Origin of the sequence: Geminicoccus roseus DSM 18922 (assembly GCF_000427665.1) — a bacterium.
In the GTDB taxonomy this organism is placed as follows: domain Bacteria; phylum Pseudomonadota; class Alphaproteobacteria; order Geminicoccales; family Geminicoccaceae; genus Geminicoccus; species Geminicoccus roseus.
On sequence record NZ_KE386572.1, the window covers coordinates 908,935 to 934,536 of the forward strand.

The following is a 25,602-nucleotide window of genomic DNA, read 5'->3' on the forward strand; positions in this document are numbered from 1 at the left end:
CGGGATGAAACTTCTGTGGCAGCAGCAGGTTCACCAACGACGGGCTTGGATATCGTCATGGTGTAATGCCGCAGATCTTCACCGCCACGGCCGACACCCGTCTGCGTGCCGCCCTCCTGGTCGCGGGTCTCGCCGTGGCGGGAGCCGGGCTGTTCGCCGGCGGCTACATGGATTCGAGCTATGCCACCATGGTGGGCTGGGTGCAGGACCAGCCGGTCCCGTTCAGCCACCAGCATCACGTGGGGGGACTGGGCATCGACTGCCGCTATTGCCACACCGGGGTGGAGACCAGCCCGCAGGCCGGGCTGCCGCCCACCCATGTCTGCATGACCTGCCATTCCCAGGTCTGGACCGGCGCGCCGGTGCTGGCGCCGGTGCGCGAAAGCCTGGCGTCAGGCCAGCCGATCCCGTGGCGCCGGGTCGCCCGGGTTCCCGACTATGTCTACTTCAACCACGCGATCCACATCGATCGCGGCGTGCCCTGCGTCACCTGCCATGGCCGGGTCGACCAGATGCCGCTCCTGTCCCGGGCGCAGCCGTTCCAGATGGGCTGGTGCCTGGAATGTCACCGCGATCCCGCCCCGCACCTGCGTCCCCCGGACCAGGTCACCCGGATGGACTGGTCGGACTGGGACCGGCACCCGGAGGAACACGCGTTCTACGGGCTCGACTACGTCAAGGCGCACGGCATCGAGCCGGCCAGGCTCGACGATTGCGGGATCTGCCACCGGTGAGCGGGTCCAGGCGCATCTTGGCAGAGCATCCCGCCGCCGCCCCGATCCGCGACCGGCTGCGCGGCCGCACCGGCCGCTCGTTCTGGCGCAGCCTGGACGAGCTCTCGGGCAGCCAGGATTTCCGGGACTACCTGGCCGCCGAGTTCCCTTCCCTGGCGCCGGCGGCAGGACAGGTCGACCGGCGCTCGGTCCTCAAGGTCATGGCGGCGTCCCTGGCGCTGGGCGGGCTTGCCGGCTGCGACGGCGAGCCCGACGAGAAGGCGCTGCCTTACGTGGAAGCGCCGGAGTTCGTCACGCCCGGCAACCCGAAATGGTACGCCACCGCCGTCACCAGCCAGGGCTATGCCCAGCCGGTGCTGGGCAAGACCCATGTCGGCCGGCCGGTGAAGCTGGAGGGCAACGACGTCCACCCGGTTGCCAGGGGCGCCATCGATGCGTTCACCCAGGCGGCCCTGCTGGGACTCTACGACCCGGACCGCTCCGCGGCACCCCGCCATCTGGGCCGCACCGCCACCTGGGACGCGCTGGATCGCGCCCTCGTGGAGCAGGCCGGCCGGCTGGACGCGAGCGGCGGCCGGGGCCTGCGCCTCCTGACCGGCACGGTCACCTCGCCCACCCTGTCCCGCCAGATCGACGCGCTCCTGCAGCGCTGGCCCCTGGCGCGCTGGCATGTGGACGAGCCCGTGAACGCCGACCGCCGCCACGAGGCGGCCCGGATCGTGTTCGGCAGGCCGCTCGACCTGCATCTGCGCCTGGACCTGGCCGAGGTGGTGGTCGCCCTGGACGACGACCTGCTGGGGCCCGGCCCCCGCCAGGTCCTGCACAACCGGCTCTGGGCCGAGCGGCGCGCGGCGTTCCAGCGTCGCGACGGCGGCTCCCGGCTGTTCATGGCGGAACCCACCCCCTCGATCACCGGCGCCGTGGCCGAGGACCGGCTGGTCGCTGGGCCGGCGCGCATCCCCGCCCTCGTCCGCGCCCTGGCCGAGGCGCTGGGCATCGAGGCGGGCCCGCCGCACACGCTCGCCGAACCGGAGCGCACCTGGGTGGATAAGGCGGCCGCCGCCCTGGTTGAGCGGCCCGGCCGGGCACTGGTGAGCGTCGGCCCGCACCTTCCCGCCGAGTGGCAGGCTTTGGCCCTCCTGATCAACGAGCGGCTGGACGCACTCGGCGCCACCCTGGCCTGCACCGAGCCGGTGGCGGCACGGCTGGCCGGATCCGGCCATTCGCTGGAGGCGCTCATCGACGAGATGGCGGCCGGGCGGGTGGAAGCCCTGGTGGTGCTCGGCTGCAACCCGGCCTATGCCAGCGCCGCTGAGCTGGATGTCGCCTCCCGGATGGAGAAAGTGCCGTTCCGCCTGCATGGGGGGCTGCACTACGACGAGACCGCTGCGCGCTGCCACTGGCACGCGCCTTTGCAGCACGAGCTGGAGAGCTGGAGCGATGCCCGGGCGGTCGACGGCACGGTCAGCATCATCCAGCCGCTGGTCCGCCCGTTCCACGCGGTCCGCTCGCCGCACGAGCTGGTCGACCGCCTGGGCGGGCAGCAGCGCGCCGGGCATGCGATCGTTCAGGAGACCTGGCGGGCGCGCTGGGGCCAGGCGTTCGAGGGCCGCTGGCGCAGCGCCCTGTATCGCGGCTTCGTCGAGGACAGCGCCGCTCCCCTGCTCCACCCGGCCGTCACCGGCCGTCCGTCGCTGCCGGCAGAGGACGACGTGCCGGCCGGCGATCTGGTCCTGGCGCTGCGGCCGGATCCCACCGTCTGGGACGGGCGCCATGCCGACAATGCCTGGCTGCAGGAGCTGCCCAAGCCGCTCACCAAGATGACCTGGGGCAACCCCGTCCTGGTCAGCCCGAGGCTCGCCGCCGAGCGTGGCCTCCGGACCGGCGACGAGGTGCAGGTCGGCCATGGCGGGCGCGCGATCATCGGGCCGGTCTGGGTGATGCCCGGCCAGGACGAGCGCACGGTGACCCTGACCTTCGGCTACGGGCGCAGCCGCTCCGGGCGGGTCGGCCAGGGCCTGGGCTACGATGCCTACCGGCTGCGCGGGATCGCCGATCCCTGGCACCTGGACGGCGCCACCCTGGTCGCCACCGGCCATCACCAGGAGATCGCCACCACCCAGCTCCACCAGGCGATGGACGGATTCGACTTCGTGCGCACCGTCGATCCGGCGGAGCTGCCGGAGGTACTGCCTTCCGGCAGCGCCGCCACCATCGCCCGGGACGAGGCCCCCAATCCCACCCTTTATCCGGAGCGCCATTGGGACAGCCCGTCCTGGGGCATGTCGATCGACGTCGACTTATGCACCGGCTGCAATGCCTGCGTGGTCGCCTGCGTCGCCGAGAACAACATCCCGATGGTCGGCAAGGAACTGGTGGCGGCGGGCCGCGAGATGCACTGGCTGCGGGTCGACCACTACCACGAGGGCGACCCGGACGCGCCCCGCTCCTATTTCCAGCCGGTCCCCTGCATGCATTGCGAGGACGCGCCCTGCGAGATGGGCTGCCCGGTGAATGCCACCGTGCACAGTCCCGAGGGGCTGAACCTGCAGGTCTACAACCGCTGCATCGGCACGCGCACCTGCTCGTCCTTCTGTCCCTACAAGGTCCGCCGCTTCAACTGGTTCGACTATACCGGCGACGACCCGGAATCGCTTCAGGCGATGCGCAACCCGGACGTGACGGTGCGCGACCGGGGCGTGATGGAGAAGTGCACCTACTGCATCCAGCGGATCAGTGCTGCCCGGATCGCGGCCAAGATCGAGGGGCGGCCGATCCAGGACGGCGAGGTGGTGACCGCCTGCCAGCAGGCCTGCCTGACCCGCGCCATCGTGTTCGGCGACGTGGTCGACCCGGACACGAAGGTCAGCCGCCGCAAGGCGCAAGCGCGCGACTACAGCCTGCTGGAGGAAGCCAACACCCGGCCGCGCACCACCTATCTGGCGAAGATCGAGAAGGCGGAGGGATCGTCGTGAGCGACGACGCCATCGCCGCGCCCGCCGGGCGCTATGCCGAGATCACCGAGGAAATCACCCGGATCCCCCTGAACTACCCGGATCCCCGGGCCTGGTGGATCAGCTTCGGCCTGGCTTCAAGCCTTCTCCTGCTGTTCTTCGTCTCGGTGGGCGTCTTGTTCTGGAACGGGGTGGGGGTGTGGGGCAACAACATCCCGGTCAACTGGGGCCTCGCGATCTCCAACTATGTCTGGTTCCTGGGGATCGGCCATGCGGGCACGCTGATCTCGGCGCTGCTGCTGCTCCTGAGCGCGCACTGGCGCAACTCGCTCAACCGCTTCGCCGAGGCGATGACCCTGGTCGCGGTGCTCTGCGCCGGCCTCTACCCGATCCTGCATCTGGGCCGGCCCTGGCTGTTCTACTGGATGGCCCCTTATCCCAACACCATGACGATCTGGCCGCAGTTCCGCAGCCCGCTCACCTGGGACTTCTTTGCGGTCCTGACCTACCTGATCGTCTCGCTGCTGTTCTGGTACATCGGGATCGTCCCCGACCTGGCCGCCACCCGCGACCGGGCGAAGAAGCGCCGCGCCCAGGTCTTCTACGGCCTGTTCTCGCTGGGCTGGCGCGGCTCCGCCCGCCACTGGCATCGCTGGCGGCAGAGCTACCGGCTCACCGCCGCCATCGCCGTGCCGCTGGTGGTCTCGGTGCATTCGGAGATCTCGCTCCTGTTCGCCGCCGGGCCGATCCCCGGCTGGAACTCCACCGTGTTCCCGCCCTATTTCGTGCTGGGCGCGGCGTTCTCCGGCTTCGCGGTGGTGGCGATGATCGCCGTCGCCCTGCGCCATGCGCTGCGCCTCTACGATCTGGTCACGCCCCGCCATTTCGACCTGCTCGGCAAGCTGCTGCTCACCACCGGCCTGATGACCGCCTACGGCTACTGGGCGGAAGTGTTCGACGTGCTCTATGCCGGCGGGAAGCAGGAGATGGCCACGCTGATCGACCGCCTCTGGGGCGACTATGCCTGGAGCTATTGGGGCGCCGTCCTCGCCAACTTCCTGCCCCTGCAGCTCCTGTGGTTCTCCTTTGCCCGGCGCAGCCCGCTGCTCCTGTTCCTGATCGGCCTCTCCGTCACGGTCGGCATGTGGTTCGAGCGCTACATGCTGCTGGTGACCAGCCTGTACCGCGACTACCTGGTCTCGTCGTTTGGCGGGTACCACGCGAGCTTCTGGGAATGGGCGCTGTTCGCCGGGATGCTCGGCGTCTTCATGGTGCCGTTCCTCCTGTTCGTGCGCTTCCTGCCGGTGATCTCCGCCGCGGAGATCAAGGAGGCGCTGTTCGAGGACCAGGGGCGCGCGGATGCGTGAGCCCGGCGCCCATACCGAGGCTTTCGGCCTGCTCGCCGAGTTCGACCGGGCCGAGCGCCTGATCGAGAGCGTGAAGCGCGCGCGCGCCGCAGGCTTCCGGCGGATCGACGCCTATGCGCCGTTCATGGTCGACGGCCTGTCCGAGGCGCTGGACTTCCGCGACAACCGCGTCCCCTGGCTGACCCTGGCGGGCGGCGTGCTCGGCGCGGCCGTGGGCTACGGGATGCAGGTCTACACCAACCTGGACTATCCGCTCGACATCGGCGGCCGGCCCTTGCTGGCGCCGCAGGCCTTCCTGCTGATCACCTTCGAGCTCATGGTCCTGTTCGCGGTGCTGTTCTCGATCGGCGGGATGCTGGTCCTCAACCACCTGCCGCGCCTGCACCATCCCCTGTTCAGCGTGGACGCCTTCCACCTGGCGAGCTCGGACAAGTTCTTCCTGGTCGTGTTCAGCACCGACCCGAAATTCCACCAGGAGCGGACCCGCGCCTTTCTGGAGGAACTGGACCCGGTGCGGGTCGACCTGGTCGAGCATACCGAGGAGCCGGAATGAGCGCCCGCCTCCTGGCCGCCCTCCTGCTGGCCCTGGCCCTGCCCGGCTGCGACGAGATGGACCAGCAGCCCCGCTACGACAGCTACGAGGAAAGCGCGCTGTTTTCCGACGGCAAGTCGCTGCAGTCGCCGCCCGAAGGCACGCTCGCCCGGGACGACCCGGCCTGGATGGCCGCTTTGGCCGAGCGCCCGCCCATGAGCCAGGCGCTGCTGGCGCGCGGCCGGGAGCGCTTCGGCATCTACTGTGCCGTCTGCCACGACGCCGCCGGCTACGGGCGCGGCACCGTGCCCGCCCGCGGCTTCCCCCAGCCGCCGAGCTTCCACATCCAGCGGCTGCGCCAGGCGCCCTCCGCCTATTTCGTGGACGTCATCACCCATGGCCACGGCGTGATGTACTCCTATGCCGACCGCGTGCGCCCGGCCGACCGCTGGGCGATCGCCGCCTATATCCGCGCCCTCCAGCAAAGCCAGGATACCGACGTCGCCAGGCTGGGCGAGGCGGAGCGGGCCCGGCTGGCGGAGGCCGCCCATGGTGAGTGAGCGCCGCTTCCCCGTCCTGCTCCCGCTGCTCCTGGCCGGGCTTGCCGCCTGCGCGCTGGCCCTGCTCGGCGCGCTCTGGGCGCCGGAGGCGGCCTTGAGCGGCTGGCTCGCGGCCTATGTCTTCTGGAGCGCCGTGCCGGTCGGGGCGCTGGGCCTGCTGATGATGATGCGGCTGATCCCCGGCGCCTGGGCGGACGAACTGTCCCTGCCTGCCGAGGCCTGCATGCTCCTCGCACCCTTGGCGGTGGCCGCCGTCCTGCCGGTGCTGCTCGGCATGGACATGCTCTATCCCTGGACTGCCGGGGTCGAGGCCAAGGGCATGCGCCCGCTCTACCTGACCTCCTGGTTCTTCATCCTGCGCACCGCCTCGTTCTGGGCCGTTGTCGGCCTGCTCCTTGCGCTGCTGCTCCTGCGCCGGGCCTGGTCGACCCCGGTCGCGTCCGGGGGACTGATCCTGTTCGTCCTGTTCGGCACCACCATGGCGGTGGACTGGCTGATGTCGCTGGAGCCGGACTTCCACTCCTCCGGCTTCGGCCTCTACGTCCTGTCGATCCAGCTGACCCTGGCCCTGGCCGTGCTGATCCCCGTCCGCCTGCTGCGCTCAGCCCCGCCTGGGCGCCCGGCGGTGCTGGGCGGGCTCCTGCTCACCGCCATCCTGCTCTGGGTCTATTTCGCCTTCATGCAGTATTTCATCATCTGGTCCGGCAACCTGCCGCCAGGCGTGCAGTGGTACGCGACCCGCGCCACCCCGGTCTGGAACGGGGCGGCGCAGGCCTCGGCCGCGCTGCAGCTGCTGCCGGCCCTGCTCCTCCTGTTCCCGCTGGTCCGCCAGTCGCGGGTCTGGCTCCTGGTGCTGTGCGCGCTAGTCCTGGCCGGCAAGGCGCTGGAGATCCTCTGGCTGGTCCTGCCCGCCACCGATTCCGGCGGCATGATGGCTCCCTTTGCCTTCCTGCTGGCCTGGCTGGGCCTGGGTGCCCTGTCCCTGGCCGGCCTGGTGCTGGCGCTGCCGCTGGCGCGCCGGCTGCGCCAGGTGGCCGGTCAGGCCCTGGAGGCGGCCCCGTGAGCGTCGCCGGCCACGACAGCGCCCGCGCGCCCGCTCCGCCCCCGCCTGGCCGGCGCCACGAGCAGAGCGACGTCGCCCCGCGCAACGTGCTGGTCGTGACCGGCCTGCTGCTCGCCGGCATCCTCGCCGCCATCCTGCTGGTGGGCGGGCTGTTCGTGCTGCTCCAGGCGGTCAAGCGCCCGCCCGCCCACACCGCCCTGGAGGCGGTCGACCTCGTCCCGCCAGCGCCGCGCCTGGAAGTGTCGCCGGCCGGCGACCGGCAGGCGATCGAGGCGGCGGCAGGGCGCCTGCTGGAGGGCTATGCCTGGACCGACCGCGCCCAGGGCCGGGTGCGCATCCCGATCGAGCGGGCCATGGAGATGGTGGCGCGCCAGGGCTGGCCGGACCTGGAGGCGCGCCCATGACCCGCCTGCTCGCCCTGGCCTTCCTGCTGCTGGCCAGCCTACCGGCCGGGGCCTTCGACCCGTTCGCCGCCACCGGCATCGACCAGATCGCGGATGCCGCCGTCCCGCTCGACCGCCCGTTCCTGGACCAGTCCGGGCGCACGGTGACGCTGCGGGAGCTGGCGGGCGGCAAGCCGCTCCTGCTGGCGCCTGTCCTGCACGACTGCCCCAACATCTGCGGCGTGACCCTGGCCGGTCTGGCCCAGGCGGTGCGCGCGCAGCCCTACCGGCCGGGCGAGGACTTCGCGATCGTGGCGTTCGGCATCGACCCAAAGGAAGGCCCGGCCCTGGCGCGCCGGCAGCTGGACAGACTCGCCCGGGCCTTTCCCGCGGTGGCCGGCCAGGGCAGCTTCGCGCTCACCGGGACGCAGGCCGACATCCAGGCGGTCACTCAAGCGATCGGCTACCGCTACGCCTGGGACGAGCGGATCGGCCAGTACGCCCATGTCGCGGCAGTGGCCCTGCTCACCCCCGACGGCCGTCTCGCCCGCTGGCTCTACGGCCTCTCGCCCGACCCCACCGACCTGCGCCTGGCCCTGACCGAGGCCGGCCAGGGCCGGATCGGCGACTGGGCCGAGCAGGTCCTGCTGCTCTGCTACCATTACGACCCGCAGACCGGCCGCTACGGCCCGCTGGTCTGGACGATCCTGCGCGTCGGCGGCACCGCCACCGCGCTGGTCGGCGCCGGGCTGATCGGCTGGTCGCTGCTGCGCGAGCGGCGCGCCCGCCGCCGGGCAATCGGCGGCAGGGCGCCATGAGCGACTTCCTCGCCTTGTGGCCCGGCCGCGCGTCCGCCTACGGCACCCAGATCGACATGCTGCTGGGCAGCTTCACCGTGCTGGTCGTGCTGCTCTCGGCCCCGGTGTTCGTGCTGATGGTGGTGTTCGCGGTCCGCTACCGGCGCGGCCGGCCCGCCGACCGCAAACATCCGGTCAACCAGAAGGTCGGCCTGGAGATTTCCTGGGCGCTGGTCCCGTTCGTGCTGATCCTGGGCTTCTATGTCTGGGCCACCGACCTGTTCTTCGAGCTGCACCACCCGCCCGCCGACGCGCTGGAGATCGACGTGGTCGCCAAGCAGTGGATGTGGAAGTTCCAGCACCCGGGCGGCCAGGGCGAGATCGACGAGCTGCACGTGCCGGCCGGCCAGCCGGTCCGGCTGACCATGACCTCGCAGGACGCGATCCACAGCCTGTTCATCCCGGCCCTGCGCATCAAGCAGGACGTGCTGCCCGGCCGCTACACGAGCTTGTGGTTCGAGGCCGACCAGCCGGGCGCCTACCGGATGGTCTGCGCCGAGTTCTGCGGCACCGACCATTCGGTGATGGGCGGACGGTTCGTGGTGCTGAGCCCGTCCGACTATGCCGCCTGGCTGGAGCAGGGCGACGTCGACCTGAGCCTGGCCGCAAAAGGCGAGATCCTGTTCCGCACTCGCGGCTGCAGCGGCTGCCACGGCCCGGCCGCCACCGTGCACGCCCCGCCCCTGGAGGATCTCTACGGCCAGCCGGTCCCGCTCGCGGACGGCACGGTGGTCATCGCCGACGAGCAGTACATCCGCGACAGCATCCTCCTGCCGCAAAAGCAGATCGCCGCCGGCTATCCCAGGATCATGCCGACCTTCGAGAACGTCCTGGGCGAGGACGAGGTTTTGCAGCTCGTGGCCTACATCAAGTCGCGGGGTGCGACCCGCTGGAGCGACCGGCCATGACCGACGCCGCCACCGCCGCCGACGAGCGCCCGGACGAGGCCAACCTCGACGACCGCGGCCTGTCGGAAACCGGCACCGAGCAGGCCAGCTACCTGCGCGCCGGCCACACCCTGCGCTCCTGGCTGCTCACCACCGACCACAAGCGGATCGCGATCCTCTATCTGGTCTCGGTCACCCTGTTCTTCTTCGTGGGCGGGCTCGCCGCCGCCCTGGTGCGCATCGACCTGCTCACCCCGCAGGCCGACCTGATGACCAACGAGGGCTACAACCGCGCCTTCACCCTGCACGGGGTGATCATGGTCTGGTTCTTCCTGATCCCCTCGATCCCCAACACCTTCGGCAACTTCCTGATCCCGCTGATGATCGGCGCCCGCGACCTGGCCTTCCCGCGCCTCAACCTGGTCAGCTGGTACATCTTCATGATCGGCGGGCTGTTCACCATCTACGTCCTGGTCTCCGGCGGGGTCGACACCGGCTGGACCTTCTACACCCCGCTCTCGACCATGTTCGCCAACGGCAACGTGGTGCTGGCCGCCACCGCCGTGTTCGTGGTGGGCTTCTCCTCGATCCTGACCGGCCTGAACTTCATCGTGACGGTGCATAAATTGCGCTGCCCCGGCATGACCTGGGGCCGCCTGCCGCTGTTCGTCTGGTCGCACTACGCGACCTCGATCATCCTGGTCCTGGCCACGCCGGTGCTCACCATCACCCTGGCCCTGATCGCGGCCGAGCGCCTGTTCGGCCTGGGCATCTTCGACCCGGCGCTGGGCGGCGACCCGCTGCTCTACCAGCACCTGTTCTGGTTCTACAGCCACCCGGCCGTCTACATCATGGTCCTGCCGGCCTTAGGGGTGGTCAGCGAGCTGGTCGCGGCCGCCGCGCGCAAGCCGGTGTTCGGCTACCGATTCGTGGCCGGCTCCTCGATCGCCATCGCGGTGATCGGCTTTCTGGTCTGGGGCCACCACATGTTCGTGTCCGGCCAGTCCATGTATGCCAGCGCGGTGTTCTCATTCCTGAGCCTGGCGGTGGCGGTGCCGTCCGGGATCAAGGTCTACAACTGGACCGCCACTCTCTACAAAGGCCACATCTCGCTCGACCCGCCCTTCCTGTTCGCCATGGGCTTCATCGGCCTGTTCGTGGTCGGCGGCCTGACCGGGCTGGTGCTGGCGATGCTGGCCCTCGACGTGCATGTCCACGACACCTACTTCGTGGTCGCCCATTTCCACTACATCATGGTCGGCGGCACCGTGTCGGCGTTCTTCGGGGCGCTGCACTACTGGTGGCCGAAGCTCATCGGGCGGACCTATCCCCTGGTCTGGGGCCGGCTCTCGGCGATCTTCATCTTCCTCGGCTTCAACATGACCTTCTTCCCCCAGTTCCTCTTAGGGTATCTGGGGATGCCGCGCCGCTACCACGTCTATCCGGCCGAGTTCCAGGTGCTGCACGTGATGTCCTCTGTGGGGGCCAGCATCCTGGGTCTCGCCTACCTCCTGCCGTTCGCCTACCTGTTCTGGTCGACCCGCTACGGCGAGCCGGCCGGCCCGAACCCCTGGGACGTGACCGGGCTGGAATGGACGGTCCCTTCGCCGCCGCCCAAGCACAACTTCGCCGAGGTCCCGGTGGTGGACGGGCCGCCCTACGACTACCACGTCGAGCGGGAACCGGGCGCATGAGCGAGCGCGTCCAGGTCCATGAGCCCTTCGAGGCGGCCCCGCAGCAGCGCGAGGCCGACCTGATGGGCATGTATGTGTTCCTGGCCACCGAGATCATGCTGTTCGGCGGGCTGTGCGCGGTCATCCTGATCTATCGCGGCCTCCATCCCGAGGAGGTGGTCGCGGCCTCGAAGAAGCTGCATCTGTGGATCGGCGCCCTCAACACCGTGATGCTGCTGACCTCGAGCCTCGCCGTGGCCGCCGCGGTCCAGGCCGCCCGGGCCGCCCGTTCCGGCCTGGCCGCGCGCTGCCTGGCCGGCGCCGCCCTGCTGGGCCTGCTGTTCCTGGGCCTGAAGGCCGTCGAGTACCACGCCGAATACCAGGAAGGCCTGCTGCCGATCCTGAGCCAGCCGCCGACCTTCTCCAGCCCGGCCCAGCAGCTGTTCATGAACCTCTATCTGTTCGCCACCTTCCTGCACGCGCTCCACCTGACCATCGGCGTGGCCCTCGTCGCCGGCCTCGCCTGGCGCCTGCACCGCCAGAGCCTCCCCCTGCCGCAGCGCCTGATGACCGTCCAGGTCGCCGGCCTCTACTGGCACCTGGTCGATATCGTCTGGGTGTTCCTCTACCCGATCCTTTATCTGGCCAGGTGAGCGCCATGACCGGCCTGCGCCCGCTGCTCCTGGTCTGGCTGGCCCTGCTGGCCCTCCTGGCCGCGACCGTCGCCGCCAGCTTCGTCCTGACCGGCCCGCTCGCCATGTCGACAGCCATCGCGATCGCCCTGGCCAAGGCCGGGCTGATCTTCTGGTTCTTCATGCACCTGCACGAAGCCAGCGGCCTGATCCGCCTGGTCGCGGTCGGCGCCCTGGTCTGGCTCCTGATCCTGTTCACCCTGACCTCGGCCGACTACGCCACCCGCTTCCTGTTCTGAGCCTTTGGCGCGACGACGGTTCTGCTGGACGTCCGCCCCCCTCCGTGGCAGGTAATCGCGCACGAATCGTACTGCCTTCCCTTCGCGGAACGGCTTGGGCGGCTCGATGCGGGCGTGGTGGAACTGGTAGACGCGCCGGACTCAAAATCCGGTTCCGAAAGGAGTGTCGGTTCGATTCCGACCGCCCGCACCACCTGCAGCATGAGCCCGGACGATGCCAGGCCTCCCCCTGACCATCGCGCCCCTCGACATCGGCATGATGCAGCTTGGCCCCCAAGGGGGCTCGGTGCTGCCGTACGCTTCGCCGCCGCCTCGATCCGTAACGATCACCACCGTTGCCCCGGTACCGGCGCAAGGGAGGGCGGTCGTTCCCGATGGTGCTCGGGCATCTGGCACCGGGCGAGCCGCAACAGATTGGCTTCCACATCGCTCTTGCGCACCGGCATGGTCTGGCGGGAACGGCGGCACTTGCCCATTGCTGTTCGTCCTGCACGCCTTCGAGAAAAAGACCCGGCAGACCAGTCGGCGCGATATTGATCTGGCGCGCGCCAGGCTCCGTGCCATCGGAGGATGACCATGACCAGGACCGCCTTCGAGCACCTGTTCAGCCCCGAGGAAGCCGAGGACCTGGAGAACCGCACTGTCCTGCTGGAGGGTATCCAGGCATGGCTCAAGGCGCATGCTCACCTGAGCCAGGAGGAAGCCGCCGCGCAGCTCGGTGTCACCCAGGCACACGTCTCCGAGCTCAAGAACGGCAAGATTTCCAGGTTTTCCATCGACAAGCTGATGGCGATCGCCAGCCGTGCCGGGCTGCGCCCGAAGGTGCTGATCCAGGCGCAGGCCCAACTACCGGCATGAGCATGCCCCGGCGCAAGCACCCGGCGCGTTTGGACAGACCCGCACCAGGGGTTCGGTCCACCACGTCATGTGGGCTGGATCCGGCTCCATGAGGAGGGTAGGCTCGACCCTGACCGCCTGCACCAGTGTTGCGTCGGGAAGAACGGTCGATCAGCACTTTCGAGCACGGACCCGGCGATGAGCGATCCTCAGTCAGCAGACAGGTAAGCCGCAACAACTCGAGATTTCGTTGTTGCGGCCTTCTGCCTTCCCGCCGTCCTTGCCGGTCTTTTGCCAGAGCAGATCGCCGCCAGATGCCACCTGCATTTGTGCGGAACCATTGCCATGTCCCGTCGAAGCCTGCGTGCTTGGACCTTTTCGCTGCCGGCAGCGCTGCTGCTGATGGCGCCCTTCGACCTCCTGGCCTCCCTGGCCATGGACGTCTACCTGCCGGTCGTCCCGTCGATGCCGGCGATCCTTGCGACCTCGCCCACGGTCGTGCAGCTGACGCTGACCCTCTATCTGGTCGTGCTCGGCATCGGCCAGGTCCTGTTCGGGCCGCTCTCCGACCGGGTCGGCCGCCGACCGGTCCTGCTGGGTGGTGCGCTGCTCTTCGCGCTGGCCTCCTTCCTGATCGCGTCCACCTCCTCGGCGCCCGCCTTCCTCGCCCTGCGCGTGGCGCAGGGCCTGGGGGCCGCGGCGATGCTGGTGGCGACCTTCGCTACGGTGCGCGACGTCTATGCCGATCGCCCGGAAGGGGTGGTGATCTACGGCCTGTTCGGCTCGATGCTGGCCTTCGTGCCTGCGCTGGGACCGATCGCGGGCGCGCTCCTAGACCGATCGCTCGGCTGGCGCTCGATCTTCGTCATGCTCGGGATCATGGCGGCGGCCGCGGCGCTGCACGCCCTGGTGCGCTGGCCCGAGACCAGGCCCGCCCACCGTTCAGCTTCGAGCATCCCCTTGCGCGAGATCCTCGCCGACCAGGGCTTCTGGACCTACACGACCGGGTTCAGCACTGCGATGGGCGCGTTCTTCGTGTTCTTCTCGACCGCCCCGCGCGTCCTGGTCGAGCATGCCGGCCTCACTGAACTCGCCTTCAGCGGCCTGTTCGCCACGGTGGCCCTGGTGATGATCGCGACGGCGCGCTTCGCGAGGACGTTCGTCGCAGGCTGGGGCATCGACGGCAGCCTGGTCCGCGGCATGGTTCTGCTCGCGGTCGGCGCCGTGCTGCTGGCGGCGGGCCAGGGGATCGCCGGCACCTCCCCTTGGACGCTGGTCCCGCCCATGTGGCTGGTCGCCGCCGGCATCGTATTCGCGGTCTCGGTGACCGCCAACGGCGCGCTGCAGCGCTTCGGCCATGCCGCCGGCGCCGCGACCGCCCTCTACTACTGCATCCAGAGCCTGGTCGTGGGTGCGCTGGGAACGCTGTGCGTGGTCCTGCTGCCGGGCGACACCGCCTGGCCGCTCGCGGCCTGGTGCCTCTCCATGGCCTCACTCACCCTCGCCCTGGTGGCGACAATGCCGCGGCGAACCCGAACGGAAGCCGTCTCGCCCTGACCGCAGCGCCGGCGCGGGACGCTCGGGTCGCCAGGCCGCCCGCGCCGCTCCTCAGTCCACCGTCCCCCGCTCGGCCAGGAAGTCCAGCAGGGCGCGGACCCGCGACGGCAGCGGCCCGCCCTGGCCGACATGGATGGCGTGGAAGGCTTCCCGGTCGCCCGGGTTGAGATGTTCCAGCACCGGAACGAGGCGGCCGGCGGCGATGTCGGCGCGCACGGCGAAGCCGGCCAGGCGCGCCAGCCCGACCCCGTCCAGCGCCAGCCGGCGCAGCGCCTCGCCGTCGCTGGCCTGGACGGGCCCCGCCGTCGGCACCACGACCGTCCGGCCGCTGGTCGCCAGCGGCCAGCCGTCGACCGTGCGGACATAGCCGAAGCCCAGGCGGCGGTGGCTGTCCAGGTCCTCCACCGTCCTGGGCGCGCCGAAGCGGGCCAGATAGGAAGGCGCGCCCACCACCATCATCGCCGTGTCGCCGAGCTTGCGCGCCACCAGGCTGGAACTCTTCAGCGGCCCCGCCCGGACCGCCACGTCGGTCCGCTCCGCCAGCAGGTCCACCACCAGGTCGGTCTGCACCAGGTCGAGGCTGATGCCCGGATAGCGGTCCAGGAACTCCGGCAGGATCCCCGCCAGGACATGGGTGATGTAGGACGCGCTGGTGTTCAGGCGGATGCGCCCCACCGGCTGCTCGCCCGCCCCGGCGCCCCGCTCGGCATCCTCGATGTCGGCCAGGATGCGCGTGGCGCGCTCGTAGAAGGCGCATCCTTCCGGGGTGAGCTGGAAGGCGCGGGTCGAGCGGTTGACCAGCCGGGCGCGCAGCCGGGCCTCCAGCCGGGCGACCAGCTTGCTCACCGCCGAGGGCGTCATCCGGCAGGCGCGGGCTGCCGCGGAAAAGCCGCCCTGCTCCACGACACGGACGAACACCTCCATCTCGCCGGAACGGTTGATCTCGGCACGCGCCATTGGTCGTTCATTTCACAGATCATGTTCCAGTAGGCACACTATGTCACTGCAGGCCCGGCGTCTATGTTCTGCTCCGGACTTCCTCCTTCCTGCAGGACAGACGATGCCGCTGGCTCTCTATGCCCTGACCGCCGGAGCCTTCGGCATCGGCGTCACCGAGTTCGTCATCATGGGGCTGCTGCTGGAGGTCGGCGCCGATCTCGGCGTGTCGATCGCCAGCGCAGGCCTGCTGATCTCCGGCTACGCGCTGGGCGTGGTGGTCGGCGCGCCGGTGCTGACGGTGCTGACCGCGCGCTGGCCGCGCAAGACCGTGCTGCTCGCTTTGATGGCGATCTTCATCGCCGGCAACGCCGCCTGCGCGCTGGCGCCGGGCTACGGCTTCCTGATGGCGGCGCGGGTCGCAACCGCCCTGGCGCACGGCACCTTCTTCGGCGTCGGCTCGGTGGTGGCGACCGGCCTCGTTCCAAGCGACCGCAAGGCGTCGGCCATCGCGGTGATGTTCACCGGGCTGACCGTCGCCAACATCCTGGGCGTGCCGCTCGGCACCTGGATCGGCCAGCATCTGGGCTGGCGGGCGACCTTCGCCGCCGTTACCCTGGTCGGGCTCGCGGCCTTCACGGTCATCGCCGCGCTCGTCCCCAGGGACCGCGCGGCGCCCGAGGCGGGCGACTGGCGGACGGACCTCGCTGCCATCCTGCAGGCCCCCGTCCTGCTCGGCCTTGCCACCACCGTGCTCGGCTATGCCGGCGTGTTCGCGGTCTTCACCTACATCGCGCCGCTGCTGACCCGGATCAGCGGGTTCCAGCCGGCCGCGGTGTCGCCGGTGCTGCTGGTGTTCGGCGTGGGCCTGATCGCCGGCAACCTGGTCGGTGGACGGTTCGCGGACCGCAACCTCCTCGCCACCGTGTTCGGCACCCTGGCGGCGCTGGCCCTCGTGCTGGCGGCGATGACCTGGGGATTCCAGGCGCCGGTCGCCGCGGTGCTCCTGACCGGGCTGCTCGGCGCGGCCGGCTTCGCCACGGTGGCGCCGCTCCAGGTCTGGGTATTGTCCAGGGCCGCGGGCGCCAGCCAGAGCCTGGCGTCCTCCTTCAACATCGCCGCCTTCAACCTCGGCAACGCGCTGGGCGCTTGGGCGGGCGGCGCGGTGATCGAACACGGCCCCGGGCTCGGCTTCGTGCCGCTCGTGGCGGCCTTGTTCCCGGCGACGGCGATCGCCGTCGCTGCCCTGGCCGCGCGCCCGTCACGGCCGTTCGTCGCCGGCCGGGGCGCCGGCTCCACCCCGCATGCCGGCTGAGGCGACTCCGTCCCCCATCCGCTCCACCCGCCCGACCCCGCAAAGGATCAAGCCATGGATCATCGTCCTCTCGGTCGCTCCGGCCTCAAGGTGCCGGTTCTGAGCTTCGGCGCCGGCACGTTCGGCGGCACCGGGCCGCTGTTCGGCGCCTGGGGCAACACCGACGTCGCGGAGGCCCGCCGGCTGGTCGACATCTGCCTGGACGCCGGCGTCAGCCTGTTCGACACCGCCGACGTTTATTCCGGCGGCGCGTCCGAGCAGGTGCTGGGCGCGGCGCTCAAGGGGCGGCGCGACCGCGCGCTGATCTCGACCAAGACCAGCCTGCCGATGGGCGATGGCCCGAACGATGCCGGCTCGTCGCGCTTCCGCCTGGTCCGCGCCGTCGAGGACGCGCTCAAGCGGCTGGGCACCGACCATATCGACCTGCTGCAGCTGCACGCCCTCGACGCCGCGACGCCCGTGGAGGAAGTGCTGTCCACGCTGGATGCGCTCGTGCGCGACGGCAAGGTCCGCTATGTCGGCGTCTCCAATTTTCCGGGCTGGCAGGTCATGAAGGCGCTGGCGGCAGCCGACCGCCATGGCTGGCCGCGCTATGTCGCCCATCAGGTCTACTACTCGCTGATCGGCCGCGACTACGAATGGGACCTGATGCCGCTCGGCGCCGATCAGGGGCTGGGCGCGCTGGTCTGGAGCCCGCTCGGCTGGGGGCGGCTCACCGGCAGGATCCGGCGCGGCGCGCCGTGGCCGCAGGGCAGCCGCCTGCACGACACCGCCAGCTTCGCGCCGCCGGTCGAGGACGATCATCTGTTCCGGGTCGTCGACGCGCTGGAAGCCGTCGCGGCGGAGACCGGCAAGACCGTGCCGCAGGTCGCGCTGAACTGGCTGACCCGGCGGCCGACCGTGGCGTCGGTGATCATCGGCGCGCGCAACGAGGAGCAGCTCCGGCAGAATCTCGGCGCGGTCGGCTGGACGCTGACCGACGGGCAGGCCGCCAGGCTGGAGGAGGCCAGCGCCGTCACCGCGCCCTACCCGCATTTCCCCTACCGGCGCCAGGAGGGCTTCGCCCGCCTCGATCCGCCGATCGCGGGATAGATCCTGGAGGATGGCGCGCCGGCGCCGCCATCCCCGCCGACTTGGCCCCTCCCCGCCTAGCCCTGCTCGTCCAGCAGCTCGCGCACCCGCGCCGCCAGATCGGCGAAGGCGAACGGCTTGGTGATCAGCTCGACGCCCGGGTCCAGGCGGCCGTGGTGGACGATGGCGTTGCGGGCATAGCCGGTGGTGAACAGCACCTTCACGCCCGGGCGCAGCGCCCGCACCTGCTCGGCCAGCACCGCCCCGGTCATCCCGCCCGGCAGCACCACGTCGGTGAACAGGAGGTCGACCCGGCCGGCCATCCGCTCCAGGAGGCGCAGCGCGGATGGCCCGTCCGGCGCGTCCAGCACCCGGTAGCCCAGCTCGCGCAGCGCCTCGACCGAGTAGGCGCGGACATCGTCGTCGTCCTCGCAGACCAGGATCGTTTCCAGGCAGGCCGCGTCCGGCACGGTCGCCGGGGCCGGCTCCTCGGCGTCCGGGCCGGCCTCGGTCAGGCGCGGCAGGTAGATCCGGACCGTGGTGCCCTCCCCTGGCTCCGAATAGATCTTCAGATGGCCGCCCGACTGCTTGACGAAGCCATAGACCATCGACAGGCCGAGCCCGGTGCCCTTGCCGACCTCCTTGGTGGTGAAGAACGGCTCGAACGCCCGGGACGCCGTCTCCGCGTCCATGCCGGTGCCGGTGTCGGACACGCAGATCATCACGTACTGGCCGGGCACCACCTCGGCGTTCTGCACGACATAGGCGCGGTCCAGGTCGGCATTGGCGGTCTCGATGGTCAGCTTGCCGCCCTGCGCCATGGCGTCCCGGCCGTTCACCGCCAGGTTCAGGAGCGCGATCTCCAGCTGGTTGGGATCGGCCTCGACCCGCCACAGGCTGGAGGACAGCACGGTCTCGATCTCGATGGTCTCGCCCAGCGTGCGGTGCAGGAGCTCGGACATGCCCTGCACCAGCCGGTTCACCTCGATCGGCTTGGGCGCCAGCGGCTGGCGGCGCGAGAAGGCCAGGAGGCGCTGGGTCAGCACGGCCGCCCGCTGCGCGCCGGTCATCGCGTTCTCGGCGGAGCGGCGCAGGCGCGGCGGCTCGGCCGGCAGGTGGCGCAGCAGGATGTCGAGGTTGCCGGTCACGATCTGCAAGAGGTTGTTGAAGTCGTGGGCGACCCCGCCGGTGAGCTGGCCGACCGTCTCCATCTTCTGCGCCTGGCGCAGCTGCTCTTCGGCCGCCGCCAGCGCCACGGCCCGCTCCTTCTGCTCGGTGATGTCCCGGCCGACGCCGTGCATCAGGATGCCGCCCGGTTCCGGCACCAGCGTCCAGCCGATCCAGCGCCAGCTCCCGTCGGCGGCGCGCAGCCGGTTCTCGAAGCTCACCGGCCGCCCGCTGGCCCGCATCTCGTCCAGCCGCTCGCGCACCAAAGCCAGGTCGTCCGGGTGGATCAGCTCCGTGTAGGGCCACTCCAGGAGCCTCGCCTCGTCATGGCCAAGGCGGCGCGAGCAGGACGGGCTGACCCGCAGCACCCTGCCCTCGTGATCCGCGGTGACCAGCAGGTCCTCGGACAGCTTCCACAGCCGGTCGCGCTCGGCGGTGCGCTGCTCGACCTGGGCCTCCAGGGTCTGGTTGAGGCGCTGGGCTGCCTGGAACAGCCGGGCATTGTCGATCCCGATCGCGGCCTGTCCGGCCAGGCCCGACATCAGCCGCTGGGATCGGTCGGTGAACACCCCGACCTCCTCGTGGCCGAAGAACAGCCCGCCGATCACCTCGCCGGAGCGCGAGGTCACCGGCACCGCCAGATAGCTGCGCACCGGCAAATGCCCGGGCGGCATGCCCTGGTAGGGCGCGTTCCTGCCGTAGCGGGGGTCGGCCAGGATGTCGGGAGAGCGCACCACCCCCTCGCCCTTGAAGGTCGGGGCGAACACCTCGGTGGCGCGCGGCATCGGATAGCCGGCAAAAGCCTCGGGCTCGACGCCGGACAAGGCGTAGAGCATGTAGCTGCCGCCCTTGTCGTCCAGCACGTTGTAGAAGAATGCGCCGAACCGGGCGCCGGTGAGTTCGACCCCGGCATCGACCACGGTCTGTACCAGCCGGCCCAGATCCAGCTCGGCGGCGATCTGCGCGCCGGTCCGGTTCAGGATCTCCAGGGCATGGCTCTCCTCGCGCAGCGCCGCCTCGGAGGCTGCCAGCGCCGCCAGGTCGCGCTTGCGCTGGGAAATGTCGAGGACGGTGCCGACGAAGCGGACCGCCTGGCCATCCTCGAACAGGCCGCGCCCGGTGGCGACCACCCAGCGCTCGATCCCGTCCTCCAGGCCGATCGTGCGGTACTCGATGTTGTAGTCGCTGGCTCCGCCCGGGCGCAGCGCCTCCTGCACCGCCTGGCAGGCGCGCTCCCGGTCGTCCGGATGGAGGCCGGCGACGAAGCTGCCCTCGTAGCTGACCGGCGCGTCGGGGGAGAGACCGAACAGCTCCCGGCAGCGCGTGTCCCAGCGCAGCTCGCCGCTGAGCGGGTCGTAGTCCCAGGTGCCGATCGCGGCGGCCTCGGTGGCCAGGCGCAGCCGCTCGTCGCTCTCGCGCAGGGCCGCCTCGGCCATCTTCAGGTCGTGGATGTCGGTGCAGGTGCCGTACCAGCGCAGGATCCGGCCATGGGCGTCGCTGACCGGCTGCGCCCGGCCGATCACCCAGCGGTACTGGCCGGAGCGGTGCCGCAGCCGGTACTCGATATGGTAGGGCGTGCCGGTGGTCAGGCTGTGCCGCCAGACCTGCCAGGCCCGCTCCTGGTCGTCGGGATGGAACATGTCGTTCCAGCCCTCGCCGTCGGTGGAGCCCGCTGGCACCCCGGTATAGTCGTACCAGCGCTGGTTGTAGTAGTCGTGCAGCCCGTCCGGGGTGGTCGCCCAGATCATCTGGTCGATCGAGTTCACGATCGCCTGGAACTTGGCCTCGCTCTCCTGCAGCGCCGCCTGGGCGCGGTGCAGCTCGGTGCCGTCCCGCACGATCCGCACGAAGCCCTCGTGCAGGCCGGCGGGATCGCGCATCGGCATCAGCTCGCCGGTCGCGAAGAAGCGGGAGCCGTCGCCGCGCCGGTACCAGCGGTCGCAGGAAGCCCGGCCGTCGCGCAGCGCCTGGGCGCGCTGCCGCGCCGGCACGTCCGCCTCCAGGTCCTCCGCCAGGAACAGCAGGTCGACGTCAGCGCCCAGGACCTCTTCCTCCGGCCGGCCGAACAGGACCGCCGCGCCCGCGTTCCAGGCGGTGATCCGCCCGCTGGGGTCGGTGGTGACGATGGCGTAGTCGATGGCGCTGTCCAGGAGCCGCCGCAGCCGGCCCTCGTCGGCGCGCTGCGCCAGCGCCGCCCGAAGCCGCGCGTTCTCCGCTTCCAGCTCGGCTAGACGATCGCCGCTCCCCCCGCCCTGTCCCACGCCACCCGTTCCCGCGCCACCGCGCATGTCTGTCCTGCCGGACCGCGCCCCTGGGCGCCGCCCGCCACGCGCCGCGCATTGCGGTGCCTGTCGGCTTTCGGGCGGCGCAGGCAGGCCGTCAAGCCAGTCGCGTCATCAAGGGGCACTCCAGGGCGACCAGGGAGCGCCGCCGCTGTCACCGGCCAGTCCGCCGGTCAGGCCGCCGAGGGCAGGCAGGCCGGTCCAAGCGGCTCGAAGCTCTTGTAGCCCAGGATGAATTCCTGGTGGCCCAGGTCCTCCGAGCGGGTCTTCTCGCCCCGTCCCGCCGCCACGATCACGTCGAAGATCTCCTGGCCGACCTGGTCCAGGGTCGCCTCGCCATTCAGGATCCGCCCGGCATCGACGTCCATGTCGTCGGACATCCGCTTGAAGGTCTCCGGGTTGGCGCAGATCTTGACCACCGGCGAGACCGCCGAGCCCACCACGGAGCCGCGCCCGGTCACGAACAGCACGACATGGCTGCCGCACGCGATCAGCTCGGCGATCTCGGCATTGTCGTTGATGTTGGGAAAGCCGAAGCGCACCTCGCCGTCCGGCACCACGTCCAGCAGGTAGAGCCCGCCCTTCGGCGGCACGTCGCCAGGCTTGATCAGGCCGGAGATCGGCGAGCGCCCGGACTTGGCGTAGGCGCCCATCGACTTTTCCTCGATGGTCGACAGGCCGCCATCGGCGTTGCCCGGCGCGAACGAGCCGTAGCCCAGGGTCGCGTAGTAGCGCGCCGCCTTGGCGACGCTCTCCTCCAGCACCCGGCCCAGCTCCGGGTTGACCGCGCGGGCGCTCATGATGTGCTCGCAGCCGATCAGCTCGCCGGTCTCCTCGAAGATGCAGGTGGCGCCGGCCTCGACCAGCCGGTCGAAGGCCCGGCCGGCCGCCGGGTTGCCGGTGATGCCGCTGGTGCCGTCCGAGCCGCCGCACACCGTGCCGACCACCAGCTCGTCGACCCGCATCGGCACGGTGGGCGCCGCCGCCAGGGCCCGGGCCTGCTCGGCCACCCAGGCGCGCCCTTCCTGGATCGAGGCGCGGGTGCCGCCGGTCGCCTGGATGGTCAGCGTCTTCACCGGCCGCCCGGAATCGCGGACGACCTGCTCCAGCCTGTACTTGTTGAAGCTCTCGCATCCCAGCGAGACCAGCAGCACTGCGCCCACGTTCGGATGGGTCGCCAGCGCCTCCATCATCCGCTGCGCGTAGGCGTTCGGGAAGCAGCCGGGAAAACCGATCACGTGGACCCCGTCCTCGCGCATCGGCCAGGCGATCTCCTTGCACACATGGTGCGCGCATTCGACCAGGTAGGCGACCGCCACCGTGTTGCGGATGCCCTTGCGCCCGTCCTGGCGCAGCCAGCCCCGCATCGGGGCCGCTTGGTCATGAAGCATGGTTTCCATCAGGCAGCTCCGGTGCGCGGCTTGGCGTCGTCCAGCGTGTGGGTCGCGGTGTAGTTGCTGGCCAGGTTGTGGACGTGGACATGCTGGCCAAGCCCGATCGGCCGGCTGACCGAGCCGATCGACACCCCGTATTTGTGGACCTGCGCGCCCGGCTGCAGCGCCCGGCGCGCGATCTTGTGGCCAAGGCCGATATCGGCGTCGGCCAGGACCTGCTGTCCCTCGACGGTGATCGTCTCGCCGCGCCGGATCCGCGCGATCGCGACCAGGATGTCGTCCTGGTCGTCCAGCAGCAGGAGCCGTGGATCGTTGGTCATTGCCGGTGGAGCCTCCCGAGTTCGGCCGGCGCCGCCACGGCATGGATCGGCCGGCCGCGGCGCGTGCGGACGCATCATCTGCGGCCGAAGCGGCGGCGCCGTCAATGTTTAGAATATAAAATTTTTTATTTGACCGTTCCAGCCCCGTCATGATGTGTGACCCTCGCGTCCTGACGGGAGGCGACAGGGGGGCGAATGACGATCGCGCGGCCGACACTGGCCCAGCAGGCCTATGCCGAGATCCAGAACAAGATCCTTTCCGGCGAGCTCGCGGCCGGGCAGCGCCTGTTGCCGGACGCGCTGGCGGCCGCCCTGGCAGTCAGCCAGACCCCGGTCAAGGAAGCCCTGGCGCTCCTGGAGCGCGACGGCCTGGTCACCGGCAGCGAGCGGCGCGCCTCCTCGGTGCGGCGCTTCACCCCGCAGGACATCCTGGAGATCTACGAGGCGCGCATCCTCCTGGAAGTGAACGCCATCACCACCGCCTTCGACCAGGGCCGCGCCGATGCCGGCCTGCTCGCCCGCCTGGAGGCGATCGTGGAGGCCCAGCTCACCTTGTTCCCACCCGCCAGCCGCGAGGTGCTGGTGGAGATCATCGCCCTGGACCGCAGGCTGCACGAGACCATCATGGAAGCCGGCGGCAACCGCCTGCTGACCGAGTGGCACCGCTCGATCCAGCTGCAGATCCAGACCGTGCGCACCTATTCTTTGGAAAACTACGACCTGGAGCGCTCGCGCCGCGAGCACAACCAGATCCTGGACGCGCTGCGCTCGGGCGGGCGCGAGGGCATCGTCGCAGCGCTCAGCCACCACCTGGCCTCCAGCCGCGACGACCTGATCCGCCGCCACCCGGACGAGCTGCCGCTGCGCCAGTAGCCAGCCCCCGTTCCCCCTTTAGGCGATTCCCCTCAACTCGAGCGGCCGACGGCCCTCCAGCACTGGCAGATGGATGAAAGCGCTCCTCATCGAGGCCAACGGCAAGACCGGCCTGCACGACGTTCCCGACCAGGAGCCAGGTGATGGCGAGGTCCTGATCGGCATCCGCCATGTCGGCCTGTGCGGCAGCGACCTGAACACGTTCCGCGGCCTGAACCCGCTGGTGGAGCTGCCGCGCATCCCCGGCCACGAGATCGGCGGCGAGATCCTGGCAACCGGCGCCGGCGTGCCGGCCGGCCTGCGCCCGGGCATGGCGGTGACCGTGCTGCCCTACACCAGCTGCGGGCGCTGCGCGTCCTGCCGCAAGGGCCGCACCAATGCCTGCCGCTACAACCGCACGCTGGGCGTCCAGCAGGATGGCGCGCTGAAGGAGCGCCTGGTGGTCCCGCACGACAAGGTCGTGCCGGTCGACACGATCGCACCCCGCCACCTGGCGCTGATCGAGCCGCTCTCGGTGGGCTTCCACGCGGTGGAGCGCGGAAGGATCCAGCCGGGCGACAAGGTGCTGGTGCTGGGCTGCGGCATGATCGGGGTGGGCGCCCTCCTGGGCGCCGTGCGCCGGGGTGCCGAGGTCACCGTGCAGGACATCGCCGCGGACAAGCTGGCCCTGGCGCGCGAGCTGGGTGCTGCCCACACCATCGACCCCAACGCCGAGGACCCGGCCGCCGCGGTGGCGCGCCTGACCGGCGACGACGGCTTCGACCTGGTGATCGAGGCGGTGGGCGTGCCGGAGACCTTCGTCCAGGCGGTGGATGCCGCGGGCTTCGCCGGCCGGGTCGTCTATATCGGCTACTGCAAGGCGGAGGTCGGCTACCGCACCCAGCTCTTCAACCTGAAGGAGCTGGACATCATGGGATCGCGCAACGCGACCCTGGACGACTTTGCGGCGGTGATCGGCTGCCTGGAGGAGATGGGCGACCGCGCCGACCGTCTGGTCTCCACCACCTTCCCGTTCGCCGAGGCCGACCAGGCCCTGCCGTTCTGGGAAGCCAACCGCGCCACGGAGCTGAAGATCATGGTGGAGATGTCATGAGCGCGACCTCGTTTCAGCAGGCGTTCGGCCTGGCCGGCAAGACCGCCCTGGTCACCGGCGGCGGCTCCGGCCTGGGCCTGGCCATCGCCCGCTGCATGGCCGCCGCCGGGGCGAAGGTGATCGTCGCCGGCCGCCGCGCCGACCTCCTGGAGAGCGCCGTCGCCGGGATCGAGGGCGACGTCCATGCCCGCACCGTCGACCTGAGCGCGCCCGAGACCCTGGCCGGCTTCGTCGAGGAGGTGACCGGCGCGTTCGGCACCATCGACATCCTGGTCAACAATGCCGGCAACACGATCAAGAAGCCGTTCGAGGAATCGACCCTGGACGATTTCGACGCGGTGTTCGACGTCCATGTCCGCGGCGCCCTGGAACTGACCCGCCACGTGCTGAAAGGCCAGGTCGAGCAGGGCTCGGGCGTGGTGCTGTTCACCGCCTCGATGACCTCGTTCATCGGCCAGCCCCTGGTGCTGGGATACACCACCGCCAAGACCGCGATCACCGGCATGGTGCGCGGCCTGTCCGCCGAGTTCGCCGGCCGCGGCATCCGCATCAACGCCGTGGCGCCCGGCTGGATCGACACCCCCCTCTATCAGAAGGCGACGTCCGGCGACCCGGCCCGCCGCCAGAAGATCCTGGGCCGCATCCAGATGGACCGGCTGGGAGCGCCCGAGGACATCGGCTGGGCCGCCGTCTACCTGGCCTCGCCCGCCGCGGGCTACGTCACCGGCCAGACCCTGGTGGTCGATGGCGGCGGCGTGATCGGCTTCTGAGCCCGTCCCGATCCAAGAACGCATTTCTCGAAGAACCAACGGAGAT

The 25,602-nt window shown here is 70.6% G+C and carries 24 protein-coding genes and 1 tRNA gene; 21 read left to right on the forward strand and 4 right to left on the reverse strand.

All coding sequences use genetic code 11. The features are described from left to right. Positions 1 to 65 precede the first annotated feature (65 nt). The 16 genes from GEMRO_RS0105575 (at position 66) to cml (ending at position 14,335) form a co-directional block, all read left to right on the forward strand. A complete protein-coding gene (locus GEMRO_RS0105575) occupies positions 66 to 734 on the forward strand; it encodes a cytochrome c3 family protein (RefSeq protein WP_027133213.1) in 669 nt (222 codons plus the stop codon). After that, positions 731 to 3,709 (forward strand): TAT-variant-translocated molybdopterin oxidoreductase, encoded by a 2,979-nt coding sequence (locus GEMRO_RS0105580; RefSeq protein WP_205624909.1) that lies wholly within the window; start codon positions 731 to 733, stop codon positions 3,707 to 3,709. The genes GEMRO_RS0105575 and GEMRO_RS0105580 overlap by 4 nt, the downstream gene beginning before the upstream one ends. After that, the gene (gene nrfD / locus GEMRO_RS0105585) at positions 3,706 to 5,055 is read left to right on the forward strand and encodes an NrfD/PsrC family molybdoenzyme membrane anchor subunit (RefSeq protein WP_240476606.1); all 1,350 of its coding nucleotides are present in this window, start codon (positions 3,706 to 3,708) and stop codon (positions 5,053 to 5,055) included. The genes GEMRO_RS0105580 and nrfD overlap by 4 nt, the downstream gene beginning before the upstream one ends. Continuing rightward, entirely contained in the window at positions 5,048 to 5,608 is a 561-nt protein-coding gene (locus tag GEMRO_RS0105590; protein ID WP_027133216.1) for a DUF3341 domain-containing protein, read from the forward strand. Before nrfD ends, GEMRO_RS0105590 begins: the two co-directional genes overlap by 8 nt. Then, a complete protein-coding gene (locus GEMRO_RS0105595; RefSeq protein ID WP_027133217.1) occupies positions 5,605 to 6,147 on the forward strand; it encodes a c-type cytochrome in 543 nt (180 codons plus the stop codon). The genes GEMRO_RS0105590 and GEMRO_RS0105595 overlap by 4 nt, the downstream gene beginning before the upstream one ends. Beyond that, positions 6,137 to 7,210, forward strand: a complete 1,074-nt coding sequence (locus GEMRO_RS0105600; RefSeq protein WP_027133218.1) for a hypothetical protein — start codon at positions 6,137 to 6,139, stop codon at positions 7,208 to 7,210. The genes GEMRO_RS0105595 and GEMRO_RS0105600 overlap by 11 nt, the downstream gene beginning before the upstream one ends. Further along, positions 7,207 to 7,614 carry a hypothetical protein gene (locus GEMRO_RS0105605; RefSeq protein WP_027133219.1) on the forward strand — a complete coding sequence of 136 codons (408 nt, stop codon included), beginning with the start codon at positions 7,207 to 7,209 and terminating at the stop codon, positions 7,612 to 7,614. The genes GEMRO_RS0105600 and GEMRO_RS0105605 overlap by 4 nt, the downstream gene beginning before the upstream one ends. After that, positions 7,611 to 8,411, forward strand: a complete 801-nt coding sequence (locus tag GEMRO_RS0105610; protein WP_027133220.1) for an SCO family protein — start codon at positions 7,611 to 7,613, stop codon at positions 8,409 to 8,411. The genes GEMRO_RS0105605 and GEMRO_RS0105610 overlap by 4 nt, the downstream gene beginning before the upstream one ends. Further along, on the forward strand, positions 8,408 to 9,358 hold the full coding sequence (gene coxB / locus GEMRO_RS0105615) for a cytochrome c oxidase subunit II (RefSeq protein WP_027133221.1): 951 nt from the start codon (positions 8,408 to 8,410) through the stop codon (positions 9,356 to 9,358). The genes GEMRO_RS0105610 and coxB overlap by 4 nt, the downstream gene beginning before the upstream one ends. Next, complete coding sequence (locus tag GEMRO_RS27835; protein ID WP_084506593.1) at positions 9,355 to 11,031, forward strand: cytochrome c oxidase subunit I; 1,677 nt, start codon at positions 9,355 to 9,357, stop codon at positions 11,029 to 11,031. The genes coxB and GEMRO_RS27835 overlap by 4 nt, the downstream gene beginning before the upstream one ends. Beyond that, complete coding sequence (locus GEMRO_RS0105625; protein ID WP_027133222.1) at positions 11,028 to 11,663, forward strand: cytochrome c oxidase subunit 3; 636 nt, start codon at positions 11,028 to 11,030, stop codon at positions 11,661 to 11,663. The genes GEMRO_RS27835 and GEMRO_RS0105625 overlap by 4 nt, the downstream gene beginning before the upstream one ends. Positions 11,664 to 11,668: 5 nt before the next feature. After that, positions 11,669 to 11,941, forward strand: a complete 273-nt coding sequence (locus GEMRO_RS0105630; protein ID WP_035484794.1) for a cytochrome C oxidase subunit IV family protein — start codon at positions 11,669 to 11,671, stop codon at positions 11,939 to 11,941. A gap of 108 nt (positions 11,942 to 12,049) precedes the next feature. Further along, positions 12,050 to 12,134 (forward strand) — tRNA-Leu (locus tag GEMRO_RS0105635). A 66-nt stretch (positions 12,135 to 12,200) separates the two neighbouring features. Next, positions 12,201 to 12,515, forward strand: a complete 315-nt coding sequence (locus GEMRO_RS35805; protein ID WP_322100054.1) for a type II toxin-antitoxin system RelE/ParE family toxin — start codon at positions 12,201 to 12,203, stop codon at positions 12,513 to 12,515. Between the two features lie 2 nt (positions 12,516 to 12,517). Continuing rightward, entirely contained in the window at positions 12,518 to 12,799 is a 282-nt protein-coding gene (locus tag GEMRO_RS0105640) for a helix-turn-helix domain-containing protein (RefSeq protein ID WP_027133224.1), read from the forward strand. Positions 12,800 to 13,123: 324 nt separating this feature from the next. Beyond that, on the forward strand, positions 13,124 to 14,335 hold the full coding sequence (cml, locus tag GEMRO_RS0105645; RefSeq protein WP_027133225.1) for a CmlA/FloR family chloramphenicol efflux MFS transporter: 1,212 nt from the start codon (positions 13,124 to 13,126) through the stop codon (positions 14,333 to 14,335). 51 nt (positions 14,336 to 14,386) lie between these two features. On the opposite strand, the gene GEMRO_RS0105650 is transcribed toward cml, so the two are convergent. Beyond that, entirely contained in the window at positions 14,387 to 15,292 is a 906-nt protein-coding gene (locus GEMRO_RS0105650; RefSeq protein ID WP_027133226.1) for a LysR family transcriptional regulator, read from the reverse strand. Positions 15,293 to 15,395: 103 nt separating this feature from the next. Here GEMRO_RS0105650 and GEMRO_RS27840 point away from each other — a divergent pair, with 103 nt between their 5' ends. Continuing rightward, entirely contained in the window at positions 15,396 to 16,586 is a 1,191-nt protein-coding gene (locus tag GEMRO_RS27840) for an MFS transporter (protein ID WP_051328740.1), read from the forward strand. A 54-nt stretch (positions 16,587 to 16,640) separates the two neighbouring features. Continuing rightward, complete coding sequence (locus tag GEMRO_RS0105660) at positions 16,641 to 17,678, forward strand: aldo/keto reductase (RefSeq protein ID WP_027133227.1); 1,038 nt, start codon at positions 16,641 to 16,643, stop codon at positions 17,676 to 17,678. A gap of 56 nt (positions 17,679 to 17,734) precedes the next feature. Here the strand turns inward: GEMRO_RS0105660 and GEMRO_RS27845 are convergent, their stop codons facing one another. The 3 genes from GEMRO_RS27845 to GEMRO_RS0105675 form a co-directional block, all read right to left on the reverse strand. Next, positions 17,735 to 21,112, reverse strand: coding sequence for a PAS domain S-box protein (locus GEMRO_RS27845; RefSeq protein WP_084506595.1), 3,378 nt, complete (start codon positions 21,110 to 21,112; stop codon positions 17,735 to 17,737). A 167-nt stretch (positions 21,113 to 21,279) separates the two neighbouring features. Then, on the reverse strand, positions 21,280 to 22,506 hold the full coding sequence (locus tag GEMRO_RS0105670) for a UxaA family hydrolase (protein WP_035484796.1): 1,227 nt from the start codon (positions 22,504 to 22,506) through the stop codon (positions 21,280 to 21,282). Then, complete coding sequence (locus GEMRO_RS0105675; protein WP_027133229.1) at positions 22,506 to 22,820, reverse strand: UxaA family hydrolase; 315 nt, start codon at positions 22,818 to 22,820, stop codon at positions 22,506 to 22,508. The genes GEMRO_RS0105670 and GEMRO_RS0105675 overlap by 1 nt, the downstream gene beginning before the upstream one ends. A gap of 195 nt (positions 22,821 to 23,015) precedes the next feature. Here GEMRO_RS0105675 and GEMRO_RS0105680 point away from each other — a divergent pair, with 195 nt between their 5' ends. The 3 genes from GEMRO_RS0105680 to GEMRO_RS0105690 all read left to right on the forward strand — a co-directional run bounded on the left by GEMRO_RS0105680 (position 23,016) and on the right by GEMRO_RS0105690 (position 25,556). Then, positions 23,016 to 23,693: a GntR family transcriptional regulator gene (locus GEMRO_RS0105680; protein ID WP_027133230.1), complete on the forward strand. Its 678-nt coding sequence runs from the start codon at positions 23,016 to 23,018 to the stop codon at positions 23,691 to 23,693. A gap of 73 nt (positions 23,694 to 23,766) precedes the next feature. Beyond that, the gene (locus GEMRO_RS0105685; protein ID WP_027133231.1) at positions 23,767 to 24,786 is read left to right on the forward strand and encodes a zinc-binding alcohol dehydrogenase family protein; all 1,020 of its coding nucleotides are present in this window, start codon (positions 23,767 to 23,769) and stop codon (positions 24,784 to 24,786) included. Beyond that, positions 24,783 to 25,556 (forward strand): SDR family NAD(P)-dependent oxidoreductase, encoded by a 774-nt coding sequence (locus GEMRO_RS0105690; RefSeq protein WP_027133232.1) that lies wholly within the window; start codon positions 24,783 to 24,785, stop codon positions 25,554 to 25,556. The genes GEMRO_RS0105685 and GEMRO_RS0105690 overlap by 4 nt, the downstream gene beginning before the upstream one ends. Positions 25,557 to 25,602: the final 46 nt, after the last annotated feature.